The sequence below is a fragment of the Actinoplanes sp. NPDC049598 genome, from assembly GCF_040675435.1.
Lineage (GTDB): Bacteria > Actinomycetota > Actinomycetes > Mycobacteriales > Micromonosporaceae > Actinoplanes.
Genome location: NZ_JBFAOX010000003.1, coordinates 61774 through 86876 on the forward strand (window position 1 = coordinate 61774; position 25103 = coordinate 86876).

Genomic DNA, 25103 nt, shown 5'->3' on the forward strand with positions numbered 1-25103 from the left:
CCCCGCGCCGGGCCGGATGTCAGGCCACGAGCCAGACGATCAGGGCGATGAGGACCACGGCGACGGCGACGCCGCCGATGATCAGCGGGGTCTTGGACGCCGCGGCCGGCTGCTCCTGCGGAGTGTCCTTGGTGAAGGCGCGGAACGCCTCGGTGTTGCCGCTCGGGTCGACTCTGTTGTCAGACATGCGGAAGACCTTAGCGAAACAACGCACGCCCGCCGAGTCACCCGCCCGTCGCGCGGCGTACCCAGCAGGACAAACACCTGCGCTCGGGGTGCCCGATCGGCAGGTCGAACAGGCAGGGGCGCAGCACGGGCAGGGTTACATCGGGTTCACCCCATCGGGGTAGCGCGACGCGGCGGGATTCCGGCCGACCGGGTCGCGCCCCGAGCCCGAGCGTCCCGAACCCCCACGCCGGCCGCGGCGCTGAACCCCCGTCCCGGTGGCCCCCGCCCCACAACGCCCGGACCGCCGCTGCGGGTGCGGGTTGATCGGTGGGGCGAGACGGCGCGTCACAATGGGTGGGATGCGTCGGCGAACTGTTCTTCTGGGTCTCGGGTCTGCGGTGCTTGCGGGGTGCTCTCCGGGGGCCGATCAAGCCGAGCCGGGGCCGGTGGGCAGCCTGCCGAGTGCTACGCGGGCGCCCAGCGCGAGCAGTCCGGCGCCGGCGGCGAGCAAGCCGGTGGCGAAAAGTGCGCCGGGTCAGCGGTTTCGGGTGGTGACTCGGCGGCTGGCGCTCGAACGCGGGGCGGATCGGCCACTGCCGACGACGGTGTGGGTTCCTGAAGGGGATGGCGTCTTTCCCCTCATTCTGTTCAGTCATGGGCTGACGGCGAGCCCGAACACTTATGCCGACCTGCTGAGTTCCTGGGCGCGGGCCGGGTTTGTGGTGGCGGCGCCGGCCTATCCGCACACGTCGGCCGAGTCGGGGCAGGTGAACGTGCTCGACGTGCTCAATCAGCCGGCCGACGCCTCGTACGTCGTCACCGAGGTTCTGAGCCGGCTCAAGGGTCGCGTGGACGCCGGGCGGGTGGCTGCGGCGGGGCATTCGGCGGGTGGGATCACCACGATCGGGATGTTCAGCTCGGCCCGGGACGAGCGGCTGATCTCCGGCGTGGTGCTGGCCGGGCGGCAGGTGCTCGCCTCGCCGTTCGGTGGGGCCGAGGCGCCGCTGCTGTTCGTGCACGGGCGGCAGGACCGGGTGGTGGGCTACAGCGACGGGCGCGCGGCCTACGACGCGGTGCCGTGGCCCAAGGCGTTCCTCAGCGTCACCCGGGGCGGGCACATCGCCACCGGCCCGGCGTTCGACGTGGTGGCGGCGACGACCACCGACTTCTGGCGGTGGAGCCTGTACGGCGACCCCACCGCCCGCCGGCGGCTGGCCGCGGACGCCAAGCGGGGCGGCGTGGCCACTTTGGACGACAAACTGCGCTGAGCGGCGCGGCTGCTGAAATGGGGACCGGCGCTGATCGACGTGCCTCCCAAGACGGGACCGGCGCTGACCGGCATGCCTTCCAACAGGGGACCAGTGCTGACCGGCATGCTTGCCAGAAGGGGACCGGGGCAAGCGCCATGCCCGGCCGGAACCGGCAGGGCGCGCGTGGCCCGACCGGATGCGCATTGACAGGCGTGGCTGTGGAAGATCCAATATGCCGCGTGAGAACGGGGAAGCACGTAGTGACCGTCGCGGTCGTCCTCGCGGCGCTGACCGGCGGATGTTCGGCGGCGAAGGACGCGGACGACTCGAAGGGCGCCCAGCAGGCCGCCGAGGCCGACGCCTGGGGTGATCCGCCGGCGGCGGCGTCGGCCGGGAAGATCGGGGCCGCCTGCCCGCTGCCGGTCACCTTCGACCTGGCCGGCGAGTGGGCGCCCGAGGGTGTCGAGGACGGCCTGTTCGACCAGGGTGGCTTCGACCTGCGCTGCGAGATCGACGCCAAGCCGGCCGGCCACCTCGGCTTCCTGCGGGTCTGGACCGGTCCGGGCACCGACCCGGCGGCCGCCCTGGAGACCTTCGTCAAGGCCGAGGCCGGTACGGCGCCGATCACCGACCGCCGCACCCGGACGACCCGGCTCGGTGACCTGCCGGCCGTGGAGACGACCTACCTCGACACCGAGAACGAGCGCCCCGAGCGCGTCCTGGCCGTCGCGGCCGGGGACGGCATCGTCATCCTCACGCTCGCCGGCGTGGACACCGGCGAGCACAAGGCCATGCTTCCCGCGTACGTCCTGGCCCGGCAGACGATCAGCAAGAGTTAGTGCAGGAGGTCGACCACGACCTTGCCGAAGATCTCGCCCGACTCGAGGCGGGCGAAGGCGTCGCCGACCGCGCTGAAGCCGTACGTGGAGTCGACCACCGGCCGTACCCCCGTGGTCACCAACAGTTCCAGCAGCGACTCGAGGTCGTCCCGGGTGCCCATGGTGCTGCCCAGCACGTCGAGCCGCATGGCGAACAGGCGTCGCAGGTCCACGGTGGCCAGATGGCCGCCGGTGGCCCCGCAGACGACGATCCGGGCGCCGGGGCTGCAGCATTTCATCGAGTGGTCGAAGGTGGGCGCGCCGACCGACTCGATCACCACCTCGACCCGCTCGGGCAGCCGCGCGCCGGGCTCGACCGCCGTCGCCCCGAGCTCGGCGATGCGGGCCCGTTTCTCCGGGTCGCGGCTGGTCGCGTACACCCGCTTGCCCATCGCCACCGCCAGGGCGACCGCGGCCGTGGCCACCCCACCGCCGGCGCCCTGGACAAGGACGGAGGAAGCTTCCTCGACCCGGCCCCGCGTGGTCAGCATGTGGTAGGCGGTCAGCCAGGCCGTGGGCAGGCAGGCCGCGTCCACGAAGGACAGCCCGGCGGGCTTGGCGACCAGGCTCTCCGGCGGCACGGCGACCCGCTCGGCCAGCGTGCCCGGGTGCCGCTCGGAGAGCAGCGACAGACCGCGCGGATCGCGCTCGTCGGCCACGACCGGGTAGATGACGACCTCGTTGCCGTCCGGGTCGACGCCGGCCGCGTCGCAGCCCAGGATCATCGGGAGGCGGTCGGCGGGCAGCCCCACCCCGCGCAACGACCAGAGGTCGTGCTGGTTGAGCGAGGCGGCCCGCACGTCGACCGTCACCCAGCCGTCGGGCGGGGTCGGCTCGGGCCGGTCGCCCACGCGGAGCGCGGAGCGGGGGTCGTCGGGATCGGCGGCGATGGCGTAGGCGGCGCGCATAGCCGAAAACAGTAGTGGCCCGCGGCGCTTTGTCGAGCACAGCGGGCCACCGTGTAGGACGCCAGGAGGCGAGAGCTGCAGACCGTCAGGAAGCGGCGATCGGGCGGGCTTCCGGGGCCGGGACCGGCGCGGTACGACGGGCCACGCCGTCGGCGATCGCGGCGGCGGCCACCGCTGACGCGACGGCGGGGGCGACCCGCGGGTCGAGCGGCGACGGCACGATCGCCTCGGGTCGCAGGTCGTCCGAGACCACCTCGGCGATCGCGTCGGCCGCGGCCACCTTCATCCGCTCGGTGACCGTGGACGCCCGCACGTCGAGCGTGCCGCGGAAGATGCCCGGGAAGGCCAGCACGTTGTTGATCTGGTTGGGGAAGTCGCTGCGGCCGGTGGCCACGATCGCCGCGTACTTGTGGGCGATCTCCGGCGCCACCTCGGGCGTCGGGTTGGCCAGGGCGAAGATGATGCCGCCGGGCGCCATGCCCTCGAGCGCGCTCTCGGCGATCGCCCCGCCGGAGACCCCGATCAGCACGTCGGCCCCGATCAGGGCCTCTTTGATCCCGCCCGTACGGCCCGACTGGTTGGTGGTGGCGGCCAGCTCGGCCTTGACCGGGGTGAGGTCGCCGCGCTCGGCGTGGATGATGCCGCGCGAGTCGCAGACGATGACGTTGGCCCCGGTGACGCCGGCCGCGATCAGGGTCTGGGTGATCGCGACCCCGGCCGCGCCGGCGCCGCTGATCACGACGCGCAGGTCCGCGAAGCGGCGGCCGAGCAGCTTGGTGGCGTTGCGCAGGGCGGCCAGCGTGACGACCGCGGTGCCGTGCTGGTCGTCGTGGAAGACCGGGATGTCGAGCTCGGCGTCGAGGCGGCGCTCGATCTCGAAGCAGCGCGGGGCGCTGATGTCCTCGAGGTTGATGCCGCCGAAGGACGGGGCGATCGCCTTGACCGCCGTGATGATGCCCTCGACGTCCTGCGTGTCCAGGCAGATCGGGATCGAGTCGACCCCGCCGAACTGCTTGAACAGGATCGCCTTGCCCTCCATGACCGGCATCGCGGCCTTGGGCCCGATGTTGCCGAGGCCGAGCACGGCCGAGCCGTCGGTGACGACGGCGACCGTGTTGGCCGTCCATGTGTAGTCGGAGTAGAGCGACTCGTCGTCGGCGATGGCCTCGCAGACCCGGGCCACCCCGGGGGTGTACGCGAGCGAGAGATGGTCCCGGCTCGTCAGGGGGACCGTCGCCTTGATCTCCATCTTGCCCCGCTGATGCAGGTCGAAGACGGGGTCGGCGGCGAGGGCGGGATCGAGCTCGAAACTGAAGTAGGACACGGTGACTCCAACCGGCATCAGGACGTTGTCGTGGCGCTCACCGATCGCACGGCGAGTTGTGCGCCGGACCGGGACGCGATGCGGGGATCACCCGTAACAGAATGAGGCAGCGCGAGTGTGCGCTGCCACACCGAGGACCCTAACGTAGCCGACCTGGGCGCGGGTAGTAGCGAATTAAGGCACGGCCGATGACATCCGCCACCCCGTACGCTCGTGAATCGTCCTCCACCAGGGAGTTGTCCCCCTCGATCCACCAGCCGCCGTCCTGCTCACGGACCGCCCGCTTGATCACGAGCAGGTCGGGGCGGGAGCGGAAGCGGGCGACGACGATCCGGCCCGGCCGTACGCCCCGGGCTCCACGCCGCACGATCAGCGCGTCACCGGAGCGCAGAGTCGGCGCCATCGAGGGCCCACGGACCAGAACTGCGAACAGTGGTGAAGGCATCCGTCCTCCGTCGCGTTACCGGCCAGGTGTAAGGGGTAGTGTCAACCACGGATCATCGCAAACCCGTATGGAGGAGTCCTGATGCGACTTCCGCGTTTCCTCATGCCTAAGACCGAGGTCAGCGCCCACTGCGACCTGCCTTGTGGCGTCTACGACCCGGCCCAGGCCCGGATCGAGGCCGAGTCGGTCAAGGCCATCGCCGAGAAGTACCAGGCGAACACCGACCCGGAGTTCCGCACCCGCGCCATCCTGATCAAGGAGCAGCGGGCCGAGCTGGTCAAGCACCACCTGTGGGTGCTGTGGACCGACTACTTCAAGGCCCCGCACTTCGAGAAGTACCCGCAGCTGCACGGCCTGTTCAACGAGGCCACCAAGCTGGCCGGCGCCTCCGGCGCCAAGGGCTCGGTCGACCCGGCCGTGGCCGACCAGCTGCTCGGCAAGATCGAGGAGATCTCGAAGATCTTCTGGGAGACCAAGCAGGCATGAGTTCCGCGTTCGACGGCAGGCGGCGTCCATCGGACGGGGCCTGCCGTCGTCGCGTTACCACCGGCCGGCGGCTAGAGTGCCTGGCGTTGGGAGGATGACACGGTGACTCTGACGGACATGCACCCGGACCCGGCGATCGGCGACGACGTCGTCATGCTCACCGTGCCCGCCGACGGCGGCTACCTCGGTGTGCTCCGCACGGCGACGGCCGGCCTGGCCGCCCGGCTCCATTTCGCCCTCGACGAGATCGAGGATCTGCGCATCGCCGTCGACGAGGCGTGCGCGATGCTGCTGGCCATCGCGACCCGCGGCGCCGAGCTCGACTGCCGCTTCGCCGTCACCGAGGATGCGCTGACTGTCGAGGTCACCGTGACGACCGTGCGCGGCGCCAAGCTGCCGGCCGAGTCGTCCTTCGCGTGGAAGGTGCTGACCGCCCTGACCACGTCGGCCACCGCCGAGGCGACTGGTCAGCGCGCCACGATCCGCCTCGTGACGCGCCGCGTCAATTTCTAGCGCACGACCGCCGCGATGTAATCGAGGTGGCGCGCCGCGGCCTTGGTCGCCGACTCCGCGTCCCGCATGGTCAGGCAGTCCAGCAGCAGGCGGTGGTCCGCGTCGATCTGGCGCCAGTAGTTGGGCGGCAGGTCGGCGGTGACGTCCTCACCGAACGACGCGTGGTAAAGCGGCCGCACCACCAGCTCGAACAGCGGATTGCCGGTCGCCTTGGCCACCGCCATGTGGAACGCCGCGTGCGCGGCCAGCATGGTGTCGAGGTCGTCGACCGCCGGGTCGAAGAGCGCGCCGTGGATCTCGATGAGGTGCTCGTCGTCGCGGCGCACCGCGGCCAGCCCGGCCGCCGGCACCTCCAGCGCCCGCCGCAGCTCGAGCAGGTCGGCCAGCCCGACGTCGGCCGAGTTGGTCAGCAGCGTGAAGCCGGTGGCCAGGCCGTCGGCCAACTGCTCGGCGTCGGGGTGGGCGACGAAGCTGCCGCCGGTCACCCCGCGGGTCGTCACGATCAGATGCTGGCTGGCCAGCAGGCGTAAGGCCTCGCGGACCGTGCTACGGCTGACGCCGGTCTTGACGCACAGCTCCGGTTCGGGAGGCAGCCGCTCGCCGGGTTGCAGGCGCCCCGAAGTGATGTCAGCCCGTAACTCGTCCGCCAGCAGTTGGTATGCGGGCGGCCGCACCGTTGATCCGGTCACTCCCACAGGGTAGGCCCTCTTGCTCGGAATAAGTCCGGTTAATCGATGCCGAGAGCTTTCGTGCTGGCCGGAAGGACGATCAGCAGCCCCACCAGCACACCGAGGGCCATCAGCACAACACCCAGCCAGAGTGGATTCACCTGGATGAGGAAGCCGCCGGTGGCGATGACGAACAGCTGGACGCCGATCGCCGGGCCCCGGCTGCCGCGCCGGCGCTGACCCAGGAAGCGGGCCACGAAGAAGATGAGGACGACGCCGATCAGGGCGAGGACGGTGAGCGCGGCGGCCACGCCGACGTTCACCTCATCACTGGTCAGATCGAGGACGAGCAGCCACACCGTGAGCGCGGCCAGCGCCGCGCTCTCCAGGTAGAGCAGCCGCACCGCCCAAACCAGCGTCGCGGGGTTGTCAACGACTGACTTCTCACCGGTCACAGCAGCACCATACCGACAGTGTTTCGGGCCGTTGTTGGGTACAGTGCCGCGCATGCGAGCGTTACTGCTGGTCAACCCCAAGGCTACGACCACCAGCGAGCGCAGCCGAGATGTGCTTGTCCGCGCTCTGCGCAGCGCGGTTGACCTGACGGTGGAGTACACGACCCGCCGCGGGCACGCCTCGGCGCTGGCGCGCACCGCCGCCGAGAGCGGCGTCGATGTGGTGGTCACGCTCGGCGGCGACGGGACGGTGAACGAGGCGGTCAACGGGCTGATGACCGCCGAGGCCGCGCTGAGCGGCGTGACCGGTTCGCGCTGCGACGCGCTGCCCGCCCTCGCGGTGGTGCCCGGCGGCTCGACCAACGTCTTCGCCCGCGCGCTCGGCCTGCCCCGCGACTGGGCCGAGGGCACCAGCGTCATCCTCGACGGACTGCGCGACGGCCGGCACCGGGTGATCGGGCTCGGCCGGGCCGACGACCGCTACTTCACCTTCGCGGCCGGCGTGGGCTTCGACGCCGCGGTGGTACGCCGTGTCGAGCAGGCCCGCCTGCGCGGGCGTACCTCCACTCCCGGTCTCTACTTCCGCTCGATCGTCGGCCAGTTCTTCGGCGATGACCGCAAGACCCCGCCGCTGAGCATCGAGCGCCCCGGCGAGCCGGCCGAGGCCGACCTCGGCACGGTGATCGTGCAGAACACTGCGCCCTGGACCTATCTGGGTGACCGCGCCATCAACCCGAACCCGAACGCCTCCTTCGACCGCGGCCTCGATGTGCTGGCGCTGCGTGGTCTCGCGATCACCAGCACGACCCGGACCATGGCCCAGCTCGCCACCCGTAAAAGCGACCCCAGCGGCAAGCAGGTGCTGCAGCTGCACGATCAGGACGAGTTCACCGTGGTGGCCTCCCGTCCGCAGCCTTTCCAGCTGGACGGCGATTACTTAGGGGAACGTCAGAAGGTGCACTTCGTGTCCGTTCCCGAGGCACTACGTGTGATCTGCTGATCACGGGGTAGTGAACCTCACGATCCGTTACAGAAACTCGGTCAAAAGGTCGGCAGAAGGGCCGTGACCGTACTACATTGATGGGAGCGTTCGTCACCGGGTCCTGGCAGTCACCCCAGAACCGGACAAAGGGGTCGTGAGCCAGCTCACCCGCCGGGAGAAACTTCTGGCGCTACCCTTGACATCGCCAGAGTTCGTGAAAGCATTCACAAGCGATATGAAGTAACCGGCTGCTGCTTGTGCGCGTTCCTAATTCAGAAGCGCCGAACAGCCCGCCAGAAACACAAAAGCTTGCTACGCATGGCGAGCGGAGGGCTCTGCCCCACCGGCCGCCGACGCGCATGCATAGGTAAACCAGTAACGCGATTCATTACCCCATCCGAAACAAGGAGTGTTGCCGCCATGGACTGGCGTCACGATGCGATCTGCCGCGACGAGGACCCGGAGCTGTTCTTCCCGATCGGGACGTCCGGCCCCGCGCTCCTGCAGGTCGAGCAGGCCAAGGCCGTGTGCCGGCGGTGTCCGGTGACCGAGAGCTGCCTCGCGTGGGCCCTCGAGTCCGGTCAGGATGCCGGCGTTTGGGGCGGGATGAGCGAAGACGAGCGGCGCGCCGTGAAGCGTCGCGGCGGCCTGCGGGTCGGCGCTCCCACCGCCTGAACCAATCCCCCACAGCATTTGCGCCCCGGGCCTATCGGCACCGGGGCGTCTTGCTGTTTCCGGTCGATTACTCACCGCGTCGATTCCTGAGAGGTTCCTTGGGGGTTCGCCCACCGCGCTAATTCGATCACGTTGGGTTCCATCGAGAATCCACGAAATGATCTCGAAATTGCGGGCCGCGATCACCAATGGTCCACATTCTCCATCCGGCGCGTGACGGCCTTATGCCGCAACGGGATAGTGACTCTGCGTCAGGGCGACACGGGCGGTCACGACGCGTACAAGATCCGATGCGTCGCCCAGCGGTTCGGCGATCGCCACCGCCCCCGCGTCGAGCGCCGAGCGCACCGCGAGGTCGTAGAGGAAACCGGGCGCCAGGAAGTAGGCCGACATCCCGACCTTGCCCCGCAGACCGCTCACAGCGTCGCCGGGACGCGGCAGGGCACCCGAGGCATAGGCGACGGCGCACGGCAGGCTCAGGCGGGCGCTGAGGGCCTCGCCGACCCACGTGATCGTTTCCCGCGCGGCCGCGTCCCGCGTGCCCGCCGCGGCCAGCACGACCCCGTCGAGGTCCAGCGTCGGCAGCCGCCGGACGAGCCCATCCAGCAACCCGCCCGAAATGTCCGCGCGAGAGAGGCGGCTGAAGCCTCCGAACGCGGAAGGGCCAAGATCGGCGCGCGCAGGGCTGGGGTCAGCGCGCGCAGGGCTGAGATCGGCGCGCGCAGGGCTGAGATCGGCGCGCGCAGGGCTGAGGTCAGCGCGCGCAGGGCTGAGATCGGCGCGGGCGGGGCTGAGATCGGCGCGGGCGGGAAGGCCGAGATCCGCTCGCGAGGCCGGGCCCAGGACGTCGGCCAGCGACACCCGGATCGGGAGGGCGGCCGCCGCCGAGATGACCGCCGGCAGGTCGACGCGGCCGTGGTAGGCCGCGGTGAGCAGCAGCGGCACCACGACGACGTCGGAGCCGGCCGGGAGGGAGGCGAGGACGTCCAGCGGCCGCGGCCCGGCGTGGTCCAGATAGGACGCGCGCACGCTCCAGCCGGGGCGGGCCCGGCCCACGGCCCGGGCCAGCGCCTCGGTCGAGGCGGCGGCCCGTGGGTCCCGGCTGCCGTGCGCGACCAGCAGGACGGTCAGACGTGCAGACCGCATTCGGTCTTCTCGAACATCGCCCAGCGGCCCGCGCGCGGGTCCTCGCCGGCCTTGGTGCGCCGGGTGCAGGGCCAGCAGCCGATCGAGCCGTAGCCCTTCTTGAAGAGCTCGTTCACCGGCACGTTCCACCGGCTGATGTAGCGGTCCACGTCGGCCTGGGTCCAGGCCGCGATCGGGTTGACCTTGACCTTGCCCTTCTTGGCGTCGAAGGCCACCACCGGCGTGTTGGCCCGGGTCGGCGACTCGTCGCGGCGCAGCCCGGTGGCCCAGGCGTCGTAGTCGGACAGGGCGCGCTCCAGCGGCTCGACCTTGCGCAGGAAGCAGCACTCGTCGGGGCTGCGGGCGAACAGCCGCGGACCGTACTCGCCGTCCTGCTGGCCGACCGTCATCCGCGGGCGGATCGAGCGGACGTTGACGTTCATGGTGGCGGCGACGATGTCGCGCACCTTGAGCGTCTCCGGGAAGTGCAGGCCGGTGTCGAGGAAGACCACGTCGACGCCGGGCGAGACCCGGGAGAAGAGGCTCGCCACCACCGCGTCGGCCATCGAGCTGGTCACGCAGAAGCGGTCGCCGAAGGTGTCGGTCGCCCACTTGGCGATCACCTCGGCCGGCGCGCCCTCGAGCTCGCGGCCGGCGTCGCGGGCGAGCGCCTCGAGCTCGTCGCGGGTGTGGCGGGTCGGGTCCTGGGGCGCGGCGGGCGCGCCGAGGGTGACCAGGTTGAGAGAGGTGGCGGCCACGATGGTCATTTCTTGACTCCCCGGGATAGCAAGCCGTTGAACTTCACCGTGAAAACTCGGGCGCAGGAGTGGCACTCCCAGGCGCCGTGCGAAGCCTCGTTGGGGTAAAGGTCCTCATCGCCGCAGTAGGGGCAGTACAGCGGGGTGGATCGGGCGTCACTCATTTCAGGAGCTCCTCGTCGGCGCGGAGCACCCAGTGGGCGAACGTCTCGTCGGACGACGACCGGTCACCGAGGTAGTTGCGGGCGAGCTTCTCCACGTACAGCGGGAGCTCCTCGGCCGTGGCCTTGAGGCCGCGCAGCTTGCGGCCGAAACCGGAGGTCTGGCCCTGGGCCATGCCGAGGCCGCCGCCGAGGTGCACCTGGAAGCCCTCGACCTGCTCGCCGTGGGCGTTCATGACGAGCTGGCCCTTGAGGCCGATGTCGGCCACCTGGGTACGGGCGCAGGCGTTGGGGCAGCCGTTGATGTGGATCGAGATGTCGGCGTCGAAGTCCTTGAGCCGCTCCTCGAGCCGGGCCACCAGCTCCTCGCCGCGGGCCTTGGTCTCGACGATGGCGAGCTTGCAGTACTCGATGCCGGTGCAGGCCATCGTGCCGCGCCGCCAGGCCGAGGGGCGGGCTTCCAGCCCGATCGCGCGCAGCTTCTCGATCAGCGACTCGACCTTGTCGTCGGCCACGTCAAGGACCAGAAGCTTCTGGTACGCGGTGAGGCGCACCCGGTCCGAGCCGTGCTCCTCGGCGGCGTCGGCCAGCCGGGCGAGCTGAGTCCCGGACGTACGGCCCACCACGGGGGCGGCGCCGATGTAGTTGAGCCCGTCGTTCTGCTTGTGCACGCCGATGTGGTCGATCGGCTTGGCCGGCAGCTCCGGCGGCGGGCCGTCGATCAGGGCCCGGCCCAGGTATTCCTTCTCGAGGATCTCGCGGAACTTGGCCACACCCCAGTCGGCCAGCAGGAACTTCAGCCGGGCGCGGTTGCGCAGCCGCCGGTAGCCGTAGTCGCGGAAGATGCCGACCACGCCCTCCCAGACGTCCGGGATCTCAGCCAGCGGGACCCAGACGCCGAGGCGCTCGGCCAGCCGCGGGTTGGTGGACAGGCCGCCGCCGACCCAGAGGTCGAAGCCGGGGCCGTGCTGCGGGTGGACGACGCCGACGAAGGAGATGTCGTTGGTCTCGTACGGCCCGTCGGCCAGCCACGAGATCTGCGACTTGAACTTGCGCGGCAGGTTGGAGTATTGCGGGTCGCCGATGTAGCGCTCGAGGATCTCGTCGATCGCCGGCGTGCCGTCGATGACCTCGTCGCGGGCGATGCCGGCGACCGGCGAGCCGAGCACCACGCGCGGGCAGTCGCCGCAGGCCTCGGTGGTCTGCAGGCCGACCGCCTCGAGCCGGCGCCAGATCTCCGGCACGTCCTCGACCCGGATCCAGTGCAGCTGGATGTTCTGCCGGTCGGTGATGTCGGCGCTGTCGCGGCCGAACTCGCGGGAGATGTCGGCGATGACCCGCAGCTGGGCCAGGCTCAGCGCGCCGCCGTCGACCCGGACCCGGAGCATGAAGAACTCGTCCTCCAGCTCGTGCGGCTCGAGCACGGCCGTACGGCCGCCGTCGATGCCCGCCTTGCGCTGGGTGTACAGCCCCCACCAGCGAAAACGGCCGCGCAGGTCCTGCGGGTCGATCGAGGCGAAGCCGCTGTGGGCGTAGATGTTCTCGATGCGGGCGCGAACGTTGAGCGGGTTGTCGTCCTTCTTGATCCGCTCGTTGGGGTTGAGCGGCTCACGGTGTCCGAGCGCCCACTGGCCCTCGCCACGCGCCTTGCGGGGGCGAGCGGCCGGGCCTGCGGGTGTGCTGCTGGGCGCCATGTCGGCGGTCCTCCGGGCTAGGGTGGGCGCGGGAGGACGCTTCGGCCGTTTAGCGGACTCGCGACTTCAGTGTCAGGAGTGGCCGGGCGTCTCGCGCACCCGGTACACAGAATCGGGCGGCGTCAGGAACCCGGACACATCGCGCTGCGGACACGCCCGTAATCAACGTGGCGGCGAGCCACGAAGCGGCGGTCAACTGCAGCGGTCATGTGGGTTAGCCTCTCACGCCCGACCATTCTCGGCCAGTGTGGTCCAGATTTCGAGAATGTGTCACGCCGCATAGATCACCTCTTGCCGAGCGGCACCACGAGCACCGCCTCGGTGCCCCCGCCGGCCCGATTGCGCAGCTCAATGCTGCCGCGTAGCTCGCCCGTGGCCAGCGCCCGGACGATCTGCAGGCCGAGCCGGCCCCCGGCGTCGAAGCCCTCGGGCAGGCCCTGCCCGTTGTCGGCCACCGTGACATGCAGCTGCTTGCGGAAGCGGTGGGCCGACACAACCACCTCGCCGACCTCGCTCGGCGAGGGCGGCTCGGGCTCGCCGTTCTCGTCCTCGTCGGCCGGGAAGCCGTGCTCGACCGCGTTGATCAGCAACTCGTTGAGCACCATGACCAGCGACGTGGCGATCTCGGCGGGGAGCACGCCGAACGTGCCCTCGCGGCGCATCTTGACCTGGATGCTGGTCGCCGCCACCTCGGCCGCGGCGGTCGCCACCCGGTCGACGATGCCGTCGAACTCGACCGCCTCGTCGCTCGACATCGACAGCGTCTCGTGTACCAGGGCGATCGAGGCGACCCGGCGCACCGACTCCTGCAGCGCCATCTTGGCCTCCGGCGCGTCCACCCGGCGGGCCTGCAGGCGCAGCAGGGCGGCCACCGTCTGCAGGTTGTTCTTGACCCGGTGGTGGATCTCGCGGATGGTCGCGTCCTTGGTCATCAGCGCCCGGTCCCGGCGGCGCACCTCGGTCACGTCGCGCACCAGCACCAGCGCGCCGATCGGCACGCCGGCCGGCAGCAGCGGCAGGGCCCGGGTGAGCACGGTCGCGCCGCGCGCCTCCACCTCCTGCCGGGGCGGGAACTCGCCGCGCAGGGCGGACAGGATCCGCTCGGCCACGTCGTTGCCCTCCAGCGGATCGGCCGCGAGCCGGCTGATCAGCATCGAGAGCTCCTCGCCGACCAGGTGGGCGTTGAAGCCGAGGCGCCGGAAGGCCGACTGCGCGTTGGGCGACGCGTACGTCACCTTGCCCCCGGCGTCGAGCCGCGCCAAGCCGTCACCGACGCGCGGAGCCGAAGTGGTCTCCCCCGGGTGCCGCGGCGGCGGGAACGTGCCGTCGGCCACCATCTGGGCCAGGTCGTCGGCGGTGGTCAGGTAGTTGAGCTCGAGCTGGCTGGGCGTGCGGGCGGTGGAGAGGTTGGTGTCCCGGCCGATCACCGCGATGACCTGGCTCCAGCCCTCCTCCCGGCCGTCCTCGTCACGCAGCCGGACGGGAATCGCCTCGTGCCGGGCCGGGGTGTCGCCGTACCAGACCGGATCGCCCTCGCGCCAGATCCGCTCCTGGGTGAAGGCGATGTCCAGGTGGGCCACCTCGGGCCCGCCGACGATCTTGCCGACCTGGTCGTCCTGGTACGCGGTGGGCGCGCTGTTCGGCCGCACCTGGGCCACGCACAGGTACTCCCGCGGCTGCCCGTCCTCCCGCTTCACCGGCACCCAGAGGAGCAGGTCGGCGAAGGAGAGGTCGGACAGCAGCTGCCAGTCGCCGGCCAGCCGGTGCAGGTGGTCGATGTCGGCCGCGCCGAGAGAGGTGTGCTCTTCGGCCAGTTCACGCAACGTGGACACGCAGCAAGCTTTCCACGTTCGTGTTTCCTCCCGCCTAAAGAGTGGTGGTGACCTTCTTTAAGCCGCGGGGCGCGTCCGGGTCCTCGCCGCGGGCCAGGGCCAGAGCGAGAGCGAGCTTCTGCAGCGGCAGGATGTCGAGCAGGGCGCTGTAGCGCTCGTCGGCCACCGCCGGTACCGCCAGCCGCCCCGCGGCGCCGGTCACGTCGGTCGCGCCGACCGTCACCACGTCGGCCCGGCGCTCGGCCAGCCGGGTGACCACGTCACGCATCGACCGGCCGCCCGGGCCGTCGCCGACCACGGCCAGCACCGGCACGTCGGGGTCGGTCATGGCCAGTGGGCCGTGCAGCAGGTCGGCCCCCGAGAACGCGAGCGCCGGCAGGTACGACGTCTCCATCAGCTTCAGCGCGGCCTCGCGGGCGGTCGGGTACGCGTACCCCCGCGCGGTCGTGACCATCCGGGACGCGAACCGGTAGCGCTGGGCCAGGTCGTCCGCGGCCGGGTCGCTCAGCGCGTCCTCGGCCAGCTGGGGCAGCTTGTCCAGGGCGGCCCGCTCCTCGTCGGGCAGCCGGCCGTCACCGGCCCGGATCCCCTCGATCAGCATCAGCAGGGCCAGCAGCTCGGCCGTGTAGGTCTTGGTGGCCGCGACCGCCCGCTCGTGCCCGGCCGCGACGTCGATCGACAGCTCGGCCGCCTGGGCCAGCGGCGACTCCGGGTTGTTGGTCACCGCGAGGGTCAGCCCACCGGTTTCGCGGGCGGTCTTCAGCACGCCGGTGAGGTCGGGCGACCCACCGCTCTGGCTCACGCCGATCACGAGCGTGCCGGCGAAGTCGGGCCGGGCGCCGTAGAGAGTGATCGCGCTCGGTGAGGCGCTCGCCACGGGCAGGCCGAGGCGGATCTCGGTGAGGTACGCCCCGTAGAGCGCCGCGTGGTCGGAGGTGCCGCGGCCCACGAACACCACGTTGCGCGGCTTGCGGCGGGCCACCTCGGCGGCGACCGCGGCGATCCCGTCGGCGTGGCCGGCGTCGAGCAGCCGAGCGAATCCGCCCGGTTGTTCCGCGATGTCCGCCGCCATGCCCTGGCCTCGCTGTGTCACGTGTTCCTCCCCATCTTCGCGCATTTGCTGCGCAGTTTTGCAAGAAACAGCTTAGATAGTCAAGGTTTCGAGCACTAATGCGCAGCAAACGCCTGCTGACATCCTCGCCCATATCGCCTACTGTTCTGCACCGTGGATGTACGCCGCGCCGCCGACCGCGCACTTGAGCAGGCAAGATCCGCTCTAGCGCGCGAGGAGCCAGAGAAAGCCGCCGATCACCTCGCCGGGGCGCTGGCCCACGCGCCGGTCCTCCCCGAGGCGCACGAGCTACTCAGCAAGCTGGCCGCCCGGCCCGGCGGCGGACTGGACCTCTTCCAGGTCGGGCCGCACGCGTCCGCCGGCCGGCTCGCCGCCCGCGCCCACCTGCTCGCCGCCGCCGGCCGCCCCGAGGACGGCCTGCCCCTGCTGACCGCCGCGAGCGGGCACGCGCCCGCGGCCGACTGGGCCGGTGTGCCGTGGGTGGCCGAGCCCGCCCTCGGCGTGCGCATCGAGCCCGGCCTGCTCGCCCAGATTCTCATGCGTCTCTGCACCCGGGTGGGCGAACCGGCCCCGCCCACCCTGCGCCCCTACCTGACCGTCGTCCGGCACGCCATCGCCGCCCACCCCGAGCACGCGATGCTGCTCGGCGCGGGCTCCGCCCTGGCCCGCCGGGTCGGCGAGCACGAGCTGGCCGTCGACTGGGCCGCCCGCGGGGCCCGGGTGCGCCCGTCCAAGCTCGGCGAGATCTGGCTCGGGTACGCCCACCGCAGCGCCGGCCGCCTGCCCGAGGCGCTGGCCGCCCTGCGCCGCGCGGTCGCCCACGACCCCGACGACCTCTCGATCTACGCCGACATCGCCGGCACCCTGGCCGACAACGGCCGCCTGGAGGACGCGCTGAGCTGGGTCGACCGGGCCCTCGAACGCGACCCCGAGTACGACTGCGCGGTGCACACTGCTCACCGGCTGCGCTACCGCGCCGACGGCGACCTGATGCACCTGGTCCGGCTGGCCGACTACATCCGCGACCACCCCGACGAGTCGCACGAGCACACCGACCTCGGCGACTGCTGCCGCGACACCCCATGGCTGGGCGGCGCCCCGGCCACCGCCCCGCTGCCGCGGGGGCACGCGCCGTCGGCCGGCGAACCCTCGGCCGAGGCGGTCCGCCGCCTGCGCCAGGTGGCCACCCTCTCCTGGAGCCACCCGTCGGCGGCCTACGACGCGGCCGTCCCGCTGATCATGCTGACCCCGGCCGACCTGACCGCGCTGCTGGCCCACCCGCCGGCCGACGTCGCCGCGGCCGAGATCTGGGCCTGCCTCGGCCTGCTGCACCACGGCACCGAGGAGCCCTGGCTCGACTCGGCCCGCCGCCGGCGGCTGCTCGAGCTGCTCGACGGCGGCCTCGACCGGGTGACCGAGGCCGCTTTGTTCGCGATGATCGTGGCGGCCTGGGTCGACCCGGCCGCGCGCGAAGACGTGGCCGAGATCGTCACCGCCCGGCTCAGCGAGGTCGCCTCCCGGCCCGGCGCGCGCTCGGTGGCCGAGCTGGCCCTGGCCACGCCGGCCCTCGACCGGCCGACGCGTCAGCTGGCGGCCGCGATGACCCGCGTACCGGTGGTGCCGCGCCCCCGCGGCCGCAACCGCCTGCTTCTCCGATGGTCGTTCAGGCAGCGATAACCGCGATCAGATCGCCTTCCTGAACGACGTCACCCTCGTGGACGGCGAGCTCCGCCACCGTGCCCTCGGACTCGGCCACGACCGGGATCTCCATCTTCATCGACTCGAGGATCACCAGGGTGTCACCCTCGGCCACGGTGTCACCGGCGGAGGCCACGACCTTCCACACGTTCGCCACCATCTCGGCCCGGATCTCGTCGGCCATCGGTAATCCTCCTCGCTTCGTGGGCTTAGGTGCCGTCATCAAACCACGGATGCGGCCCGACTACGATCGACGCGGGAAACACCGCACGAACAGGAGTCGATCATGGCGAAGAAGGCCCGTAAGAAGAAGGCCCGCAAGAAGAGCAGCGCGAACCACGGCAAGCGCCCCAACAGCTGAAACGCAAAAAGCCCGGCGGAAATCCGCCGGGCTTTTCGTGGGGCTCTACGGAAGGTACTCCCGGGTCTCCACCTGCACCTCGAGCTGGTCGAGCTTGACCCGCAGGCGGTCGCGCAGCTCGCGCGGCGCCTTCTCGTCGCCGCAGCAGCGCGAGACCAGGGCCTTCACCTCGTGCTCGATGCCGTACTCACGCAGGCAGCCGTCGCAGTCGTCCAGGTGCTTCTGGATCAGCGTCCGCCGGTCCTCGCTGCACTCCAGGTCGAGGTAGAGGTACACCTCGGACAGAACGATCCCGCAATCGGTGTCGTGCTCGTGCTCGTCGTCGTGGCCGCTCATCGCCTCACGCCTCCTGCGGTTCCGAAGCGGACCGGGTGATGCCACGGTCGACGGCGTACGACTCCAGGGTCTTGCGCAGGTTGCGGCGCCCACGGTGCAGACGCGACATGACGGTGCCGATCGGCGTGCCCATGATGTCGGCGATCTCCTTGTACGAGAAACCCTCGACATCAGCGAGGTAGACGGCCAGTCGGAAATCCTCCGGCAGCGCCTGGAGGGCCTCCTTGATGTCGCTGTCCGGCAGCCGGTCCAGCGCCTCGGTCTCGGCCGACCGCAGGCCCGCCGACGTGTGCGACTCCGACGAGGCGAGCTGCCAGTCGGTGATCTCCTCGGTCGGCGCCTGCACAGGCTGACGCTGCTTGCGCCGATACGAGTTGATATACGTGTTCGTGAGGATGCGGTACAGCCAAGCCTTGAGGTTGGTCCCCTCCTCGAACTGGTGGAACGCGGAGAACGCCTTCAGGTACGTTTCCTGAACGAGGTCCTCGGCGTCCGCGGGGTTACGCGTCATCCGCAGACCGGCTGCGTACAGCTGGTCCACGAAAGGCAACGCATCCCGCTCGAAGCGCGCACGGCGCTCCTCTGTCCGTTCTGTCTGGGCCACCCTTTGCTCTCCCCTCGACCGCCCCGCCGAGGATACGGGTAGTGCCCCACTAGCGGCTTCGAAAACCGCCGGTGTGCTGACACTCACCGATGGTGGCGCGGACTCCACGGCCGGCCACTCGGGGGAATCGAGAAGATCCCGCACCCTCGTGACCTCCGGGCCCTCGCGCTCGAGGAAGTCGGTCCCGGCTCGCACCTCATTTACCCCTTCCGACGTACAAGCTCCGGCCGGTACAACCACCAACCCGCAACTTGCATTCCCTGCCTGATGGCCTCGCTCCGCTCGGCGGGCGATGCGCCCCAAGGGGTCCGTGTCGAGGTCACCGAAAACGCCCTCGGCTGCGCCTTGCCGTTTTCGGCGCCCTCGACACCGACGGGCGCAACGCGACTTTGGTCGCGGTTAGTGGCACCAGCCGTGGGCCCTTAGCCAGGCGACGGCCAGGGCGGCTGTAGTTTGGACGTCTTTGCGGAGGTCGTGGGTGGCGCCGGAGCGGACGATGACCTCGACGTCGGCGGTGGGCCGGGGAACGCCGAAGGGGTCGCGGTCGCCGTTGAGGATCAGAGTGGGCAGGCCGATGGGCAGTTCGTCGGCGCGGGTCTTCTCGGGCTTGCCGGGTGGGTGCAGGGGAAAGGCCAGGCACAGTACGGCCGCGGCGCCGAGGTCGGTTGCGGTGCGGCAGGCGACTCGCGCTCCGCTGGAACGACCGCCGACCACCAGAGGTACGCCTTCGTCAGCGCGCAGCTTCCGCACGACGGCCGTCCACGCCTCGTCGAGGTGGCCGGCGGGTGCGGGCGCGCGACGGCCGGCCACCCGGTAGGGCTGGGTGACGAGCGCCACCCGTACGCCCGAAGTGACAGCCGCATCGTGCACGGCCCGCAGGTCGGGCGCGTCGACGCCGCCGCCCGCGCCATGGCCCAGGACGAGCAGACTGACCGGCGGACCGGCCGGTTCGGTGATCCGAAGGCCGGCCGGCCCGCGCGGTGTCTCGATCTGTGTCTCGGAGCTGGTCACGGCTCCTATGAAATCAGCGGCTCACCGGTAAGAGGGTGAGCAACCGGCGGTCTTCCTCATCCGTCTCGTCGTCGACGGTCTCGCCGTTCGGCCCGACCCGCTCCCGCCAGGCCACCAGCATGGCCCGGCGCTCGCGCGGCGTGGTGCCGCCCCAGACGCCGTGACAGTCGCCGACCTGCAGCGCCCAGGCCAGGCAAGGGCCCTGGACCGTGCAGGTGCCGCAGAGCGAGACGGCGCCCTCCGACGGTTCGTTCGGCGCTGGAAAAAACGTCTCCGGATCGACGGAACGGCATGCGCCGCGTGTCCGCCAGGCTTCGTCGGTGCGTCGCTCCTGGATAGCTTCGAGCAGCCGCGGATCGCGGCGCGCGATGGCTACCTCATGTGGACGCGGCATACGTGCCCGTGTCATGAGCCCACCTCCCCCGTGGGACCGGTCGTGCATGTGGCGAACTCGTCCGCACCGTGCGAACCAGCACCACTCCGGCGCAGTTTTGTATCGCAGCGGAAGAGATCAGAACAAGGGGCTTATCTATCTTGAAACAAAGTTGCCAGTAAAAAATGCTGACAATCCCTGATCAAACACTCTGTTGATCTTGCTTGCTCTCAGGCAATCGTTATCTGATTCGGGAGCGCTCCCACGGTCCTGCCGCCGCCGTCAGAAGAGCGTCGTCTCCGCCGGCGGCTCGAGCAGATGGGGGCCGTTGTTGCGGACATTCCCGACATCTGGGCGCACCGGCCGGACGTCGATCGCGTCCAGCTCGCTCAGCGGCAGCGGCGTCAGAAGCGCGGCCGCGTCACCACCACCGGCCAGCCAGTCGCCCCAGCGCTCACGGGGCAGGATCAGCGGCATCCGGTCATGCACCTGAGCCAGGCCACCGAGCGCCGCCGTCGTCAGAACGCTGCAGGTCACGATCGACTCCGGGCCCCACGCGGTCCAGATGCCGGCGAAGGCGAGCGGCGAGGAGTCGGCCGGGGTCATGTAGAAAGCCCGGCGCTGCTTGCCGTCGCGGACCCACTCGAACCAGCCGTCGGCCGGCACCAGACACCGCCGCTTGGCGAACGACGAGGCGAAGGCGGGGGAGGTGGCCACCGTCTCGGACCGAGCGTTGATCATCCGCGAGCCGGCCCGCAGGTCGGGCGCCCAGGGCGGCACGAAGCCCCAGCGCGCCGTGTCGACCACCCGGGCCGCGTGACTCTGCGAGACCCGGACGACCGGCACCGGGTCGGTCGGGGCGACGTTCCAGCTCGGCCCCGGCGTCTCGGCCACGGTGACGGCCTCGAAGAGATCGCTGAGGTCGGCCTCGCTCCGCGTCGTCGCGTACCGCCCGCACATGAGGGGCAACGGTACGCCCGTCGGCCGTCCAGATGTGTCCCGGCGGGCGGGAAGCCTCCCGGGGAATGCCAGTGGCGCCGGGCAGAATGGCGGGTGTGACAGCAGAAGCTCGCCCCTGGCTCGCCCCGACCGCGTCCGGCCCGGTCCGCGGTGTCGTCCGCCTGCCCGGTTCCAAGTCGATGACGGCCCGGGCGCTGGTGCTGGCCGCGCTGGCCGGCGAGCCGTCGGTGATCGAGCGGCCGTTGCGCGCCCGCGACACCGAGCTGATGGCCGCGGGCCTGCGCGCGCTCGGCGTGGGGGTCGACACGAGCGCCGACGAGCGGTGGGTGGTCGAGCCGGGGCCGCTGCGCGGTCCGGCCCGGGTCGACGTCGGCCTGGCCGGCACGATCATGCGGTTCCTGCCGCCGGCGGCCGCGCTGGCCGAGGGGACGGTCGAGTTCGACGGCGACCCGCACGCGCGCAACCGGCCGCTGCGGCCGATCATCGAGGCGCTGCGGGCGCTCGGCGCGTCGATCGACGCGTCCCCGGCGGGCGGGCTGCCGCTGACCGTGCACGGGGCCGGCCTGGTCGAGGGCGGCGAGGCCGTGATCGACGCGTCCGCCTCCAGTCAGTTCGTCTCCGGCCTGTTGCTCTCCGCGCCGCGCTTCACCAAGGGCCTGCGGCTGCGCCACGAGGGCCCGCCGGTGCCGTCCGCGCCCCACCTGCGCATGACGACCCACATGCTGCGCGCGGCCGGGGCCGTGGTCGACGAGAGCGTGGCCGACGTGTGGACGGTCGAGCCCGGCCCGCTCCACGGGCGTACCTGGGTGATCGAGCCCGACCTGTCCGGCGCGGCGCCGTTCTTCGCCGCCGCCATGGTCACCGGCGGCGAGGTCACGCTGGCCGGCTGGCCGGCCGAGAGCTGGCAGCCCGTCGGCGCCGTGACCGCGCTGCTCGTCTCGCTCGGGGCCGAGGTGACCCAGTCGGCCGAGGGCCTGACCGTGCGTGGCACCGGCTCGCTGCACGGCATCACGGCCGACCTGTCCGAGGTCAGCGAGCTCACCCCGGTCGTCGCGGCCCTGGCCACGCTGGCCGGCAGCCCGTCCGAGCTGCGCGGGGTGGCCCACATCCGCGGCCACGAGACCGACCGCCTGGCCGCGCTCGCCACCGAGCTGGGCAAGACCGGGGCCGAGGTCACCGAGTTCCCCGACGGTCTGCGCATCGTGCCCGGCGCGCCGCGCTCCGCGAGCTTCGAAACCTACGCGGATCACCGAATGGCGCACGCCGCGGCGGTTATGGGTCTCGCTGTGCCGGGCATAGCCCTCACCGACGTAGCGTGTACGTCGAAGACGTTGCCCGAGTTCCCCGAACTCTGGGCGGGACTCGTGGCGAGGAGCTGAATCTGCCTGCGCGCAAGCGGGAGTACGACGAGGACGACGTCCGGATCCGTCCGGGCCGTTCGTCGCGCCCGCGTACCCGGACCCGGCCCAAACACGACGACGCCATCGAGGCGCTGGTGATCACGGTGGACCGTGGCCGCTACGGCTGCGTGCTCACCGACGCCACCCCGGAAAGCCCCGTCATCACCGCGATGCGCGCCCGCGAGCTGGGCCGCAAATCCGTGGTCGTCGGCGACCGGGTGGCCCTGGTCGGCGACGTCACCGGGGCGGCGGGCGCGCTGGCCCGCATCGTCCGCATCGAGGAGCGCACCTCCGTGCTGCGCCGCACCGCGGACGACGACGACACCACGCCCGAGGGCCGTCTGGAACGGGTCGTGGTGGCCAACGCCGATCAACTCGTGATCGTCAGCGCGCTGTCCGACCCGCCGCCGCGGACCGGCTTCATCGACCGGTGCCTGGTGGCCGCGTACGACGCCGACATCGAGCCGCTGCTCTGCCTGACCAAGGCCGACCTGGCCGGGCCGGAGGCGGTGCTCGACTACTACGCCGAGCTCGACCTCCCGTACGTCCTGGTCCGCCCGGACAGCGACCTCACCGAGGTCCGCCAGCGGCTCGCCGGGACCATCTCGGTCCTGGTCGGCCACTCCGGGGTGGGCAAATCCACCCTGGTCAACCGCCTCGTCCCGGAGGCGTTGCGCGCCGTCGGGGTGGTCAGCGCCATCGGCAAGGGCCGGCACACCTCGACCAGCGCCGTCGCGCTGCGCCTCCCCCCGGTCGGCAAGTCACGCCAGGACCCGGGCTGGATCATCGACACCCCCGGCATCCGCAGCTTCGGGCTGGCCCACGTCAGCGCCGAGAGCCTCCTGCACGGCTTCCCCGACCTGGTCGAGGGCACCCTCGACGACCAGCCCAACTGCGGCCACACGGCGAACGACGTCGACTGCCGGCTGGACGCGTGGGTCGCCGAGGGCAAGGCCGACCCCCGCCGGCTGGCCTCCTACCGCCGCCTGCTGGCCTCCCGGGCCGGCGACACCGACTCCCGTGACGCCCCGCCGGACGAAGAACCGGGGATCGGCTAGCGTGCCAGCATGGCTGGCTACGCCGACGACCTCTCCCTCGCCCACATGCTGGCGGACACCGCCGACTCGATCTCGATGGGCCGCTTCCGGGCCCTCGATCTGCGGGTCGAGTCGAAGCCCGACCTGACCCCGGTGTCCGACGCCGACACCGCGGTCGAGCAGGCGATCCGATCCACGCTGGCCCGGGCCCGGCCGCGCGACTCGGTGCTGGGTGAGGAGTTCGGGCGTACGGAGGCGGCCGCCGGCCCCGGCACCCGCCGCTGGGTGATCGACCCGATCGACGGCACCAAGAACTTCGTGCGCGGCGTGCCCATCTGGGGCACGCTGATCGCACTGCTCGAGGGCGACACGCCGGTCGCCGGGCTCGTCTCGGCCCCGGCGCTCGGCCGCCGCTGGTGGGGCGGGCGCGGCCTCGGGGCGTACGCCGGCAAGCACCAGCACGCGGCCACCCCGATCAAAGTCTCGGGGGTGCGCCGGGTGGCCGACGCCAGCTTCTGCTTCGCGAGCCTCTCCGGCTGGTCCGACGTCGGCCTGCTGCAGAACGTCGTCGATCTGAGCCTGGCCTCGTGGCGCAGCCGGGCCTACGGCGACTTCTACGGATACATGCTGCTGGCCGAGGGCGCACTCGACATCATGGTCGAGCCCGAGCTGTCGCTGTGGGACATGGCCGCCCTCATCCCGATCATCACCGAGGCCGGCGGCACGATCACCGACCTGGCCGGCCGCCCGCCGGCCGACAAGTCCTCGGTGATCGCCACCAACGGCCCCCTGCACGAGACCGTGCTGACCGCCCTCACCCCGAAAATGCGGTAAACCTGTAGCACTGCGTGACAGGCCGGGCACCGAGCCGGACAATGCTCCCCGAAGCGCTGAACCCGGCCCGCTCCTGGTCTATCGTGCGTCAGGTGGTGTCCTCGGGCTGGCTCTTCCTCGCCGCCATGATTCTGGCGTACGGGGTCGCTAACCTGCTGCAGTCGGCGGCTGCGGCCAAGACGACCGTGCACCACACCTTCGACCCGGGCCTGCTCGTGCGGCTCGCCGGTCAGCGGACCTACCTGATCGGCCTCGGCTGCCAGGTCCTCGGCTTCGTCCTGGCCTTCCTGGCCCGCGAAGACCTCCCGCTCTTCCTGGTGCAGGCCAGCGTCGCCGCCGGCCTGGGCGTGACGGCCCTGCTCGGCGTGGTGGTCCTGAAGTGGTCCCTCCCGGTGGCCGAGATCGGCCTGCTCGCCCTCCTGCTGATCGGCATCGCCGGCCTCGTGCACTCGGCCAAACCGGCGCCGGCGCGCCCCCTGGGCGCTTTCGCCGTCTGCATGCTGGCCCTGTCGGTCCTGGTCATCGCAGGGTTGGGCTTCTATGCCGTACGCCTGCAAGGGGCGCTCGGCTCCGTCGTGCTGGGCTCACTGGCCGGCGTGGGCTTCTCGGCCGCCGCGATCGCCGCCCGGCCGCTGGCCAACGAACACTCGGTGGCCGGCTTCTTCGCCAACCCCCTGCTCTACCTGCTGGTCGTGCACTCCCTGGTCGGCCAGTTGCTGCTGGGCCTGGCCATGCAGCGCGGCTCCACCACCGCCGCCGTCGCCGCCATGGACGCCGGCGGCGCCATCCCGGCCGCAGTAGTCGGCCTCCTCCTGCTGGGCGACCAGATCCACCCCGGCCGCGGCTGGCTGGGCGCCCTCGGCTTCGTGGTCACCCTGATCGCCGTGATCGGCCTGACCCGCTACGCCGAGCCCCAGCATCATCACCACAGCACTCCGGAAGCGCCCCGCCCGAAGAAGGCTCCGCTGCGCACCCCAGCGCCCAGCCGCTAGCCGCCGAGGGGTCCCGCTGGCTCAGGCGCTCAGCGGGCTCTGTTGGCTCAAGCGATCAGCCGGCTCCGCAGGAACGCCTCCGGTCGCGGCAGTTGGGCAAAGG

At 71.4% G+C, this 25103-nt stretch carries 28 protein-coding genes; 11 read left to right on the forward strand and 17 right to left on the reverse strand.

The features are described from left to right. Positions 1-19: 19 nt before the first annotated feature. Entirely contained in the window at positions 20-187 is a 168-nt protein-coding gene (locus tag AB0J66_RS08880; RefSeq protein WP_364657532.1) for a hypothetical protein, read from the reverse strand. A gap of 532 nt (positions 188-719) precedes the next feature. Here AB0J66_RS08880 and AB0J66_RS08885 point away from each other — a divergent pair. Both AB0J66_RS08885 and AB0J66_RS08890 read left to right on the forward strand, forming a co-directional pair. Continuing rightward, on the forward strand, positions 720-1436 hold the full coding sequence (locus tag AB0J66_RS08885; protein WP_364657534.1) for a chlorophyllase: 717 nt from the start codon (positions 720-722) through the stop codon (positions 1434-1436). Between the two features lie 221 nt (positions 1437-1657). Continuing rightward, positions 1658-2257 carry a lipoprotein gene (locus tag AB0J66_RS08890; protein ID WP_364657537.1) on the forward strand — a complete coding sequence of 200 codons (600 nt, stop codon included), beginning with the start codon at positions 1658-1660 and terminating at the stop codon, positions 2255-2257. Here AB0J66_RS08890 and AB0J66_RS08895 read toward each other — a convergent pair. The 3 genes from AB0J66_RS08895 to AB0J66_RS08905 form a co-directional block, all read right to left on the reverse strand. Further along, complete coding sequence (locus AB0J66_RS08895; protein ID WP_364657540.1) at positions 2254-3204, reverse strand: zinc-binding dehydrogenase; 951 nt, start codon at positions 3202-3204, stop codon at positions 2254-2256. The genes AB0J66_RS08890 and AB0J66_RS08895 overlap by 4 nt on opposite strands. Before the next feature lie 85 nt (positions 3205-3289). Then, positions 3290-4546 carry an NADP-dependent malic enzyme gene (locus AB0J66_RS08900; protein WP_364657542.1) on the reverse strand — a complete coding sequence of 419 codons (1257 nt, stop codon included), beginning with the start codon at positions 4544-4546 and terminating at the stop codon, positions 3290-3292. A 121-nt stretch (positions 4547-4667) separates the two neighbouring features. Then, positions 4668-4973, reverse strand: coding sequence for a S24/S26 family peptidase (locus AB0J66_RS08905; protein WP_364657545.1), 306 nt, complete (start codon positions 4971-4973; stop codon positions 4668-4670). 81 nt (positions 4974-5054) lie between these two features. Here AB0J66_RS08905 and sodN point away from each other — a divergent pair, with 81 nt between their 5' ends. After that, a complete protein-coding gene (gene sodN / locus AB0J66_RS08910) occupies positions 5055-5459 on the forward strand; it encodes a superoxide dismutase, Ni (protein ID WP_364657548.1) in 405 nt (134 codons plus the stop codon). 117 nt (positions 5460-5576) lie between these two features. Next, a complete protein-coding gene (locus AB0J66_RS08915; RefSeq protein ID WP_364658637.1) occupies positions 5577-5972 on the forward strand; it encodes an ATP-binding protein in 396 nt (131 codons plus the stop codon). Here AB0J66_RS08915 and AB0J66_RS08920 read toward each other — a convergent pair. Together AB0J66_RS08920 and AB0J66_RS08925 are read right to left on the reverse strand one after the other, a co-directional pair. Then, a complete protein-coding gene (locus AB0J66_RS08920) occupies positions 5969-6661 on the reverse strand; it encodes a FadR/GntR family transcriptional regulator (protein WP_364657551.1) in 693 nt (230 codons plus the stop codon). The two genes, AB0J66_RS08915 and AB0J66_RS08920, sit on opposite strands and share 4 nt — an antisense overlap. Before the next feature lie 38 nt (positions 6662-6699). Then, positions 6700-7095 carry a hypothetical protein gene (locus AB0J66_RS08925; protein ID WP_364657553.1) on the reverse strand — a complete coding sequence of 132 codons (396 nt, stop codon included), beginning with the start codon at positions 7093-7095 and terminating at the stop codon, positions 6700-6702. 52 nt (positions 7096-7147) lie between these two features. On the opposite strand from AB0J66_RS08925, the gene AB0J66_RS08930 reads away from it, so the two are divergent. Together AB0J66_RS08930 and AB0J66_RS08935 are read left to right on the forward strand one after the other, a co-directional pair. Then, the gene (locus tag AB0J66_RS08930) at positions 7148-8095 is read left to right on the forward strand and encodes a diacylglycerol kinase family protein (RefSeq protein ID WP_364657556.1); all 948 of its coding nucleotides are present in this window, start codon (positions 7148-7150) and stop codon (positions 8093-8095) included. Positions 8096-8497: 402 nt separating this feature from the next. Beyond that, a complete protein-coding gene (locus AB0J66_RS08935; protein WP_364657558.1) occupies positions 8498-8752 on the forward strand; it encodes a WhiB family transcriptional regulator in 255 nt (84 codons plus the stop codon). A 222-nt stretch (positions 8753-8974) separates the two neighbouring features. Here the strand turns inward: AB0J66_RS08935 and AB0J66_RS08940 are convergent, their stop codons facing one another. The 5 genes from AB0J66_RS08940 to AB0J66_RS08960 all read right to left on the reverse strand — a co-directional run bounded on the left by AB0J66_RS08940 (position 8975) and on the right by AB0J66_RS08960 (position 15394). Further along, the gene (locus tag AB0J66_RS08940) at positions 8975-9898 is read right to left on the reverse strand and encodes a CbiX/SirB N-terminal domain-containing protein (protein ID WP_364657560.1); all 924 of its coding nucleotides are present in this window, start codon (positions 9896-9898) and stop codon (positions 8975-8977) included. Continuing rightward, the gene (locus AB0J66_RS08945; protein WP_364657562.1) at positions 9880-10644 is read right to left on the reverse strand and encodes a phosphoadenylyl-sulfate reductase; all 765 of its coding nucleotides are present in this window, start codon (positions 10642-10644) and stop codon (positions 9880-9882) included. Before AB0J66_RS08945 ends, AB0J66_RS08940 begins: the two co-directional genes overlap by 19 nt. Before the next feature lie 151 nt (positions 10645-10795). Next, positions 10796-12490: a nitrite/sulfite reductase gene (locus tag AB0J66_RS08950; RefSeq protein WP_364657564.1), complete on the reverse strand. Its 1695-nt coding sequence runs from the start codon at positions 12488-12490 to the stop codon at positions 10796-10798. A 284-nt stretch (positions 12491-12774) separates the two neighbouring features. Then, on the reverse strand, positions 12775-14322 hold the full coding sequence (locus AB0J66_RS08955; RefSeq protein WP_364657567.1) for a histidine kinase N-terminal domain-containing protein: 1548 nt from the start codon (positions 14320-14322) through the stop codon (positions 12775-12777). A gap of 34 nt (positions 14323-14356) precedes the next feature. Next, a complete protein-coding gene (locus tag AB0J66_RS08960; protein WP_364658640.1) occupies positions 14357-15394 on the reverse strand; it encodes an SIS domain-containing protein in 1038 nt (345 codons plus the stop codon). Between the two features lie 153 nt (positions 15395-15547). On the opposite strand from AB0J66_RS08960, the gene AB0J66_RS08965 reads away from it, so the two are divergent. Then, a complete protein-coding gene (locus tag AB0J66_RS08965; RefSeq protein ID WP_364657570.1) occupies positions 15548-17071 on the forward strand; it encodes a tetratricopeptide repeat protein in 1524 nt (507 codons plus the stop codon). Here AB0J66_RS08965 and AB0J66_RS08970 read toward each other — a convergent pair. From AB0J66_RS08970 to AB0J66_RS08995, 6 genes are all read right to left on the reverse strand, one after another. Beyond that, complete coding sequence (locus AB0J66_RS08970) at positions 17058-17276, reverse strand: biotin/lipoyl-binding carrier protein (RefSeq protein ID WP_364657572.1); 219 nt, start codon at positions 17274-17276, stop codon at positions 17058-17060. The two genes, AB0J66_RS08965 and AB0J66_RS08970, sit on opposite strands and share 14 nt — an antisense overlap. 222 nt (positions 17277-17498) lie before the next feature. Then, entirely contained in the window at positions 17499-17789 is a 291-nt protein-coding gene (rsrA, locus tag AB0J66_RS08975; protein ID WP_364657575.1) for a mycothiol system anti-sigma-R factor, read from the reverse strand. A 4-nt stretch (positions 17790-17793) separates the two neighbouring features. Then, entirely contained in the window at positions 17794-18588 is a 795-nt protein-coding gene (locus tag AB0J66_RS08980) for a sigma-70 family RNA polymerase sigma factor (RefSeq protein WP_364657577.1), read from the reverse strand. A gap of 204 nt (positions 18589-18792) precedes the next feature. After that, positions 18793-19413 (reverse strand): alpha/beta family hydrolase, encoded by a 621-nt coding sequence (locus AB0J66_RS08985; RefSeq protein WP_364658643.1) that lies wholly within the window; start codon positions 19411-19413, stop codon positions 18793-18795. 4 nt (positions 19414-19417) lie between these two features. After that, complete coding sequence (locus AB0J66_RS08990) at positions 19418-19813, reverse strand: WhiB family transcriptional regulator (protein ID WP_364657580.1); 396 nt, start codon at positions 19811-19813, stop codon at positions 19418-19420. Between the two features lie 246 nt (positions 19814-20059). Further along, positions 20060-20737, reverse strand: a complete 678-nt coding sequence (locus AB0J66_RS08995; protein ID WP_364657583.1) for an SOS response-associated peptidase — start codon at positions 20735-20737, stop codon at positions 20060-20062. A gap of 86 nt (positions 20738-20823) precedes the next feature. On the opposite strand from AB0J66_RS08995, the gene aroA reads away from it, so the two are divergent. The 4 genes from aroA to AB0J66_RS09015 all read left to right on the forward strand — a co-directional run bounded on the left by aroA (position 20824) and on the right by AB0J66_RS09015 (position 25000). Next, the gene (gene aroA / locus AB0J66_RS09000) at positions 20824-22116 is read left to right on the forward strand and encodes a 3-phosphoshikimate 1-carboxyvinyltransferase (protein WP_364658645.1); all 1293 of its coding nucleotides are present in this window, start codon (positions 20824-20826) and stop codon (positions 22114-22116) included. A 2-nt stretch (positions 22117-22118) separates the two neighbouring features. Then, entirely contained in the window at positions 22119-23195 is a 1077-nt protein-coding gene (gene rsgA, locus AB0J66_RS09005; RefSeq protein ID WP_364658648.1) for a ribosome small subunit-dependent GTPase A, read from the forward strand. A 9-nt stretch (positions 23196-23204) separates the two neighbouring features. Beyond that, positions 23205-24008: a histidinol-phosphatase gene (gene hisN / locus AB0J66_RS09010; protein WP_364657586.1), complete on the forward strand. Its 804-nt coding sequence runs from the start codon at positions 23205-23207 to the stop codon at positions 24006-24008. Positions 24009-24133: 125 nt separating this feature from the next. Next, positions 24134-25000 (forward strand): hypothetical protein, encoded by an 867-nt coding sequence (locus AB0J66_RS09015; RefSeq protein ID WP_364658651.1) that lies wholly within the window; start codon positions 24134-24136, stop codon positions 24998-25000. Positions 25001-25103 lie beyond the last annotated feature (103 nt).

Bases quoted from the DNA above. Each gene is read 5' to 3' on its own strand.
- AB0J66_RS08880 (WP_364657532.1), bottom strand. From the start codon at position 187: ATGTCTGACAACAGAGTCGACCCGAGCGGCAACACCGAGGCGTTCCGC.
- AB0J66_RS08895 (WP_364657540.1), bottom strand. From the start codon at position 3,204: ATGCGCGCCGCCTACGCCATCGCCGCCGATCCCGACGACCCCCGCTCC.
- AB0J66_RS08900 (WP_364657542.1), bottom strand. From the start codon at position 4,546: ATGCCGGTTGGAGTCACCGTGTCCTACTTCAGTTTCGAGCTCGATCCC.
- AB0J66_RS08905 (WP_364657545.1), bottom strand. From the start codon at position 4,973: ATGCCTTCACCACTGTTCGCAGTTCTGGTCCGTGGGCCCTCGATGGCG.
- sodN (WP_364657548.1), top strand. From the start codon at position 5,055: ATGCGACTTCCGCGTTTCCTCATGCCTAAGACCGAGGTCAGCGCCCAC.
- AB0J66_RS08915 (WP_364658637.1), top strand. From the start codon at position 5,577: ATGCACCCGGACCCGGCGATCGGCGACGACGTCGTCATGCTCACCGTG.
- AB0J66_RS08930 (WP_364657556.1), top strand. From the start codon at position 7,148: ATGCGAGCGTTACTGCTGGTCAACCCCAAGGCTACGACCACCAGCGAG.
- AB0J66_RS08935 (WP_364657558.1), top strand. From the start codon at position 8,498: ATGGACTGGCGTCACGATGCGATCTGCCGCGACGAGGACCCGGAGCTG.
- AB0J66_RS08940 (WP_364657560.1), bottom strand. From the start codon at position 9,898: ATGCGGTCTGCACGTCTGACCGTCCTGCTGGTCGCGCACGGCAGCCGG.
- AB0J66_RS08945 (WP_364657562.1), bottom strand. From the start codon at position 10,644: ATGACCATCGTGGCCGCCACCTCTCTCAACCTGGTCACCCTCGGCGCG.
- AB0J66_RS08950 (WP_364657564.1), bottom strand. From the start codon at position 12,490: ATGGCGCCCAGCAGCACACCCGCAGGCCCGGCCGCTCGCCCCCGCAAG.
- AB0J66_RS08960 (WP_364658640.1), bottom strand. From the start codon at position 15,394: ATGGCGGCGGACATCGCGGAACAACCGGGCGGATTCGCTCGGCTGCTC.
- AB0J66_RS08970 (WP_364657572.1), bottom strand. From the start codon at position 17,276: ATGGCCGACGAGATCCGGGCCGAGATGGTGGCGAACGTGTGGAAGGTC.
- rsrA (WP_364657575.1), bottom strand. From the start codon at position 17,789: ATGAGCGGCCACGACGACGAGCACGAGCACGACACCGATTGCGGGATC.
- AB0J66_RS08990 (WP_364657580.1), bottom strand. From the start codon at position 19,813: ATGACACGGGCACGTATGCCGCGTCCACATGAGGTAGCCATCGCGCGC.
- AB0J66_RS08995 (WP_364657583.1), bottom strand. From the start codon at position 20,737: ATGTGCGGGCGGTACGCGACGACGCGGAGCGAGGCCGACCTCAGCGAT.
- aroA (WP_364658645.1), top strand. From the start codon at position 20,824: ATGGCGGGTGTGACAGCAGAAGCTCGCCCCTGGCTCGCCCCGACCGCG.
- hisN (WP_364657586.1), top strand. From the start codon at position 23,205: ATGGCTGGCTACGCCGACGACCTCTCCCTCGCCCACATGCTGGCGGAC.
- AB0J66_RS09015 (WP_364658651.1), top strand. From the start codon at position 24,134: ATGATTCTGGCGTACGGGGTCGCTAACCTGCTGCAGTCGGCGGCTGCG.